The organism is Aquimarina mycalae (assembly GCF_029906345.1).
Lineage (GTDB): Bacteria > Bacteroidota > Bacteroidia > Flavobacteriales > Flavobacteriaceae > Aquimarina.
In genome coordinates, this window is record NZ_JARYGY010000001.1 from 92094 (window position 1) to 98750 (window position 6657).

Here is a 6657-nt window from a genome sequence, read left to right on the forward strand (position 1 = left end):
ATTTCAAAATATTTAATCAGAAATTGTTGCTCTAAGTTTTTATTACCATCGTCATATAAAAATAAAAACTACAATATTCTGAAACTTACGAAAGCTAGCATTTCCCACTTAAAAAAATGCCATACAATACTCGATTGATATATTTTCTTATTATCAAAACTTATTTTGGGTTATTAAGGGTTTTAAAATCTATAAAAAATTCAAAATTAGTTCTATCATACATTAAAGTATTATTTCATTGCACCAAAATAAATTCACTTCTTCTATTTTGTTGATGTTCTTCTTCGCTACAATCAATACCGTTCTCGCATTTATTAACTAGAGCGGTTTCTCCATAGCCTCTTCCTGAAACTCGGGATCGATCAATACCTCCTTTTTCTACAATATACTTTATAGTACTTTGGGCACGTCTCTCACTTAAATACATATTATAATTATCCTCTGCCCTACTATCAGTATGTGATCTGACATCTATCTTGAGGTTTGGGTTTTGTTTTAGAGTCGCAATAATCTTTTGTAACTCTATCTCTGCATCGGATCGAATAAAGGACTTATCAAGATTAAAATAAATAATTTGTAAACGAAGTATTTTTGCTAAGTCATCTCCTGGTTTTAATTCATTACTATCTAACCCTCCTTTACCAAGTTGTAAAGGTAGTTTATGTGAATATTCTGGAATGTAATTGGTAGCCAAAACAGCTTCAGTAGGACTATATGTCTTTTTTGTACCGCGCACTACATATGATGCTTCGCACTCAAGTTCAAATTTATATATTCCATTATCATCAGAAATTACTCTCTGCAACTCCTGATTACTTGAATCCATTAAAATTACTTCTGTATTCGCTAATATATCCCTAGTAGCTGCATCTGTAATCACTCCAGTAACATATTGATTACATTTTGTTATTAACTCATCTGTTTGTTTAAATCGATAGATATCGTCATTCCCTTTACCTCCATTTCTATTACTGGCAAAATATCCGATTTTGGTGGACTCATCCAATACAAAAGTAAAATCATCTTCTGGTCCATTTACAGGTTTCCCTACATTATAAGGAATAGAGAACATCCCAAATTCTTCAGGTATTGCAACGAACACATCTAATCCTCCAAGTCCTACATGACCATCACTAGCAAAATACAATCGACCAGAATCACTCAGATAAGGAAATGTTTCCCTTCCTTCTGTATTTATACGATTCCCTAAATTTTTAGGTTCTCCAAAAGTACCATCTTCATTTACATCTATTACATATAAGTCCGAAAAACCCTTGCTTCCTGGCATATCACTTGCGAAATAAAGCTTCTTACCATCTGCACTTAATGCTGGATGTGCTACAGAATATTCATTACTATTAAAAGGTAATTCTTCAACATTTGTCCATTTTTCACCATCTAAAGTTGCTCGATAAAGTTTTAATAAGATAGTTCCTTTTGTATCTGAACCTAGTTTTTTATCAGTGAAATTATTTCTTGTAAAATAAACCGTTTGTCCATCTTTGCTAAAAGAGGTTGAAGATTCATGAAACCGAGTATTAATTTTTCCTTTTAGTCGCTCTGGCTGTGTTAAAGCTCTACGTTCTCCTATTATATTCGATGAATACAAATCTAAAAATGGCATTTCGTTCCACTCATGTACGGTTTTGATTATGCTATTTCTTCCTACACGAGAAGAAGCTATTATAAGTTGACCTCTATTATTGAAGCTAGGAGCATAATCAGAATGCTCCGAATTAATATAAAGTCGTTGTACCTCATATCGTCCTGACTGCATTTCAATAAATCGAAGGTAATCTCTTGTACTTGCAAAATATTCTGCACGTTGATCATTCCCTGTAACAGAATTAAAACGTTCCATTACTTTATCAGCTTCATTATAACGCTCTACACTCTTAAGACTTTGGGAATAACGAAATAAATATTCAGGATCTAATTGCTCCGAATAAGTACTCACCAATTCTTCGTACCATTTTACAGATTCTTCTAATTCTGCATTAAAATAATAAGAGTCTCCTAATTTCTTATATAAATCTGCGGATGCGTACCCATTTTCTGCAACATCCAAATAGATCTCACGGGCATCTACAAATGCATATCTATCAAAGTTTTCATCTGCTTTCTCTAACCGTTTTTCTTGTGCATGTAACGCACCACAAACGATGATACTAAACGCTACATAGATAAAGTATTTTTTAAAGTTCATAATCAATATTTTTAATGCTAGAAGAATCTAGGCGTTAGCATTCTGTTATATTTTCTAAATAGTTCAAAACGGAGCATTACTTCATAACTTCCATCATTAAACTGCGTTCTTCCTAACTCAGTTGATTCTTTATCATAGGCAAATCCAATCATCAACGAATCCGAAACTTGGAATCCTGCTATAGCACTAAAAGCTGCACTCCATCGATATCCTACACCAAGAGTCAATCGATCATACAATAAAAAATTGGCCGATACATCAACTTGTAAAGGAGTCCCAAACACTAGCTTGCTTAATACTGCTGGTTTAAACTTTAGATTATCATTAAGATCAAAAACATGACCTGCTATCAAATAATAATTAACACGTTCTTCTGCTACAAAGGTTGCTGAATCATTACTGTTTACTGTAGCATCTTCATCAAAATGATCTGTTTCTAAAAGATTGGGAGCACTTAGTCCAAAATAGAACTTGTTTGTATGATAGTATATTCCTATTCCAACATTGGGGCTAAACTTATTATCTATATTATTCTCAAAATTCGGATCATTAATATCAAACTGACTTAATCGCTGAAAATCTACATTTAATAAATGTCCTCCTGCTTTTAATCCCAGACTAAGCCTCCCAACATCTGATGTGGGAATCGTATATGAAAAATCAATATCAAAATAGGTTTCGTTTGTAGGCCCTATCTCATCATTGACAATGGATAAACCTAAACCGACTCTATTATTCCCTCCAAGCGGTGTATTCAACGATAATGTTTGTGTACGCGGTGCTCCATCTAACCCAACCCATTGACTACGATGTAACCCAGTAATACTCATTACTCCTCTGCTACCAGCATAGGCTGGATTTACACTAATAGTATTGTACATATACTGAGTATATTGGGCATCCTGTTGAGCATATCCCAAATGCTGGAAAGCGAGACTTAAAAGTACTGTAGTAATTAATATGTATGCTTTTTTCATCAGCTCTAGTTTAATATTTTTATTTAAACCCGTGAGAATTTCACTCACGGGTATTTTATTTTGATCGGTTATTTATTGATATACAAGTATCCTGCTCTATTTTTGCGTTCACCAGTATCCAGAACATATTCCAGTACATAGTAATATGTCCCTACAGGAAGTTCATCTCTTGCCTCTACCGTAGTTCTTCCATTAGATATACCTCTGAAGAAATTATCATTTCTACCGTAATTATCTGTCCCGAAAACTTTTACTCCCCATCGATTATAGATTTCTAAAGTATTTTCTAAGTTTTCAATTCCTCTAATTACTAATACATCATTAATACCATCTCCATTAGGTGTGATCCCTGTATAGATTTCAATTCCATCTTCTGCAGTTGGATCTGAGCTATTAGGCTCGAGATAATCTGGTATTCCATCTCCATCTAAATCTGAAGCATCATCTGGATCACCATCTCCATTGGCATCTGGATTTTCATCTTCTGTTGGGATATTATCACCGTCATCATCTACATCAAGATAATCTGGAATGGTATCACAGTTATTATCTATCTCACAATCGGTATTCTGAGTATCTCCTGTGTTCGGGTTTCCATCACCGTCAGGATCTACTCCTTCAAAGATTGTATCTATCCCATCACCATCATCGTCTGTATCCAGATAATCTGGGATTCCATCTCCATCACTATCTTGGTCGGTAGGATCATCATCACCGTCATAATCTTCATATACTGTATCTACACCATCATTATCATCATCCATATCTAAATAATCTGGTATTCCATCTCCATCGCTATCTTGAGTATTTCCAGTATCAGGATCTCCATCACCATCAGGGTTAGGGTTCTCATCCGCCGTTGGGATATTATCACCATCATCATCTGTATCCTGGAAGTCATCAATACCATCTCCATCGGTATCTTGTATAGGATAATTTACGGTTCCTCCATCAGGATCATCCTGCACAATATCTGGAATACCGTCATCACCAAATGGTCCATCTAATCTTCCATCTCCATCAAGATCCATCATTCCGTGTCCTGACTCAGCCACATCATTCACTCCATCACCATCAGCATCCAAATCTTGACTATCTATAACTCCGTCACCATCTGTATCTAAATTAGGATCTCCATTTTGTTCTTCGATATCAGTAATACCATCATTATCATCATCCAAATCTATAGGGTTTGGAATTCCATCACCATCACTATCTAAGAAACTTATAGTTGGATCATCAGGATCTCCATCTCCATTAGGATCTATATCATTAGGATTATTAGGATCATCAGATGTCTCAGTAATTATTTCTCCAAGTGGAGTCGTTCCTTCAGCAATTGCCGAATTTATCACTTGTCCAGCTACCATATCTGCTTGTGTTACTATATGTTCCGCGGTAACGGTTGCCATACCACCAGGAATCAAAGAAACTATCGGCGAACCAGAGGTAATGGTCGCATTGGCATCAGTAATAGTAATATTATTCATAGTAACATTTCCAGTATTGGTTACTACAATTGTATAGGTAATTACATCTCCTACAGTTGTAAATAATCCCTGATCCGCTACTTTAGTCACCGCCAGATCACCAAGAGGTGTTAGATTAGTAATCGTAATTGTTGCATCATCTGGATCTGGAGTAGTAGGATCATCTGAAAGATCAGTCACAGGACTACCATCAGGAGCATCTCCAGTTACATCTGCCTGGTTCACAACCACACCTGCATCTAAATCAGCTTGTGTAATCGTATGAGCAGCTGTAACCATAACGCTAGCTCCTGAAGCAAGGGTAGGTATAACAGCTGGTGTGATACTTCCTGCATCTGCATTGGCATCATTTACTACCACATTCGTCAATGTTGTATTACCCGAATTAGTAACTGTCAACATATAAGTAATCACCTCTCCAACGGTATCATATGCTCCATCAGCTGGAGCATCTTGCACTTTGATCAGTGTAAGTTCTGGTGTTTGATCAACTACAGTTATTGTAGGATCATCTAAAGTTGGTGTATTAGGATCATCAGATGTAAGATCTTCGATCGGCATTCCATTCGGATCTTCAGAAGTTACTTGCGCTACATTAGTTACACTACCTGCATCTATATCTGCTTGTGTAATAATGTGTGTAGCTGTAACTGTTATGATTTCACCTGGATCGATACTGTTTACTGTGGATGGAGTTATCATGTCTGCATTAGCATCAGTAATCACAACATTAGTTAAGGTTACATTTCCATTATTCGATATTTCTATAGTATAACTAATATTCTCTCCTACCGTATCATACGAACCATCGACTGGAACATCTGTTGCTTTGGTTATACTGATTGAACCATTAGCAGGAAGCATAATTACCGTTGGATCATCAGGGCTTCCATCTGTATTAGGATCATTGTCTGTAGGATCATTAGGATCATCGGATAGGTCTGTTACAGTAATCATATTTGGATCTAATCCGCTTACTGTAGCTTGATTAGTATAACTACCTGAATCTATATCCGCTTGCGTTAACATATGTATTGCAGTATAGGTTGTAGAATCACTAGCTCCAGCCACTAAATCTATAGTAGTAGTTGGTGTAATAATTGCTCCAAAATCAGTAACATTAATTCCTGTTAAATCTACGTTACCTGTATTTGTTATTGCAAAAGTGTATGTGATATTTTCTCCTGCATCTGCAAAACCATTTCCATTTGTATCATCTAAAACTCCTGTCTTAGTGATATCCAATAATGGTTGACTTAAATCTGTAACCGTTGGATCATCCGGACTACCATCATTGTCTGGATCAACATCTGTAGCATCATCTGGATCATCTGAGGCATCCGTGATGTCTGGGCCGCCTAATGGATCGGTAGCAGTAGCAGTAGCGGTATTGCTAAAACTACCCGCTGTAATGTCTCCTGCGGTGATGGTGTACGTAGCTGTATAGGTACTGTTATCACTAGCCCCTACTACTAAATCAATCGGAGTGGCTGGAGTAACAGTAACTAAGGCATCCGTAACACTGATTCCTGTAAGATCGATATTTCCTGTATTGCTCACAGTAAATACATAGTTGATCGTATCTCCTGCATCGATAATACCATTAGCGTTTGTATCTACATAACTATCCGTCTTGGTGATATCCAGTAAACCTTGTCTAAGGTCTGTTACTGTTGGATCGTCTGGACTGCCATCATTGTCTGGATCAACATCTGTAGCATCATCTGGATCATCTGAATCATCACTCACTGGTGGTGCTGTTGGATCTAATGGGTTAGGTGCACTCGCGACAGCAGTATTGCTAAAGCTACCTGCGGTAATATCTGCTGCGGTGATCACATAACTCGCGGTATAGGTGCTGTTGTCACTTGCTCCTACTACCAAGTCAATCGTAGTAGCTGGAGTAACGGTAACGGTTGGATCGTCTACCTGAATATTAAACAGATCGATATTTCCTGTATTACTCACAGTAAACACATAGTTG

General features: G+C 36.7%; 3 protein-coding genes. All 3 read right to left on the bottom strand.

The features are described from left to right. Positions 1 to 235 precede the first annotated feature (235 nt). Positions 236 to 2206 (bottom strand): OmpA family protein, encoded by a 1971-nt coding sequence (locus QBK95_RS00400; RefSeq protein ID WP_280929367.1) that lies wholly within the window; start codon positions 2204 to 2206, stop codon positions 236 to 238. Positions 2207 to 2223: 17 nt separating this feature from the next. Further along, the gene (locus QBK95_RS00405; protein WP_280929369.1) at positions 2224 to 3183 is read right to left on the bottom strand and encodes a PorP/SprF family type IX secretion system membrane protein; all 960 of its coding nucleotides are present in this window, start codon (positions 3181 to 3183) and stop codon (positions 2224 to 2226) included. Positions 3184 to 3251: 68 nt separating this feature from the next. Continuing rightward, positions 3252 to 6657: CLIPPER-2 domain-containing protein (locus tag QBK95_RS00410; RefSeq protein WP_280929372.1), on the bottom strand; the 3406-nt coding region annotated here is incomplete at its 5' end.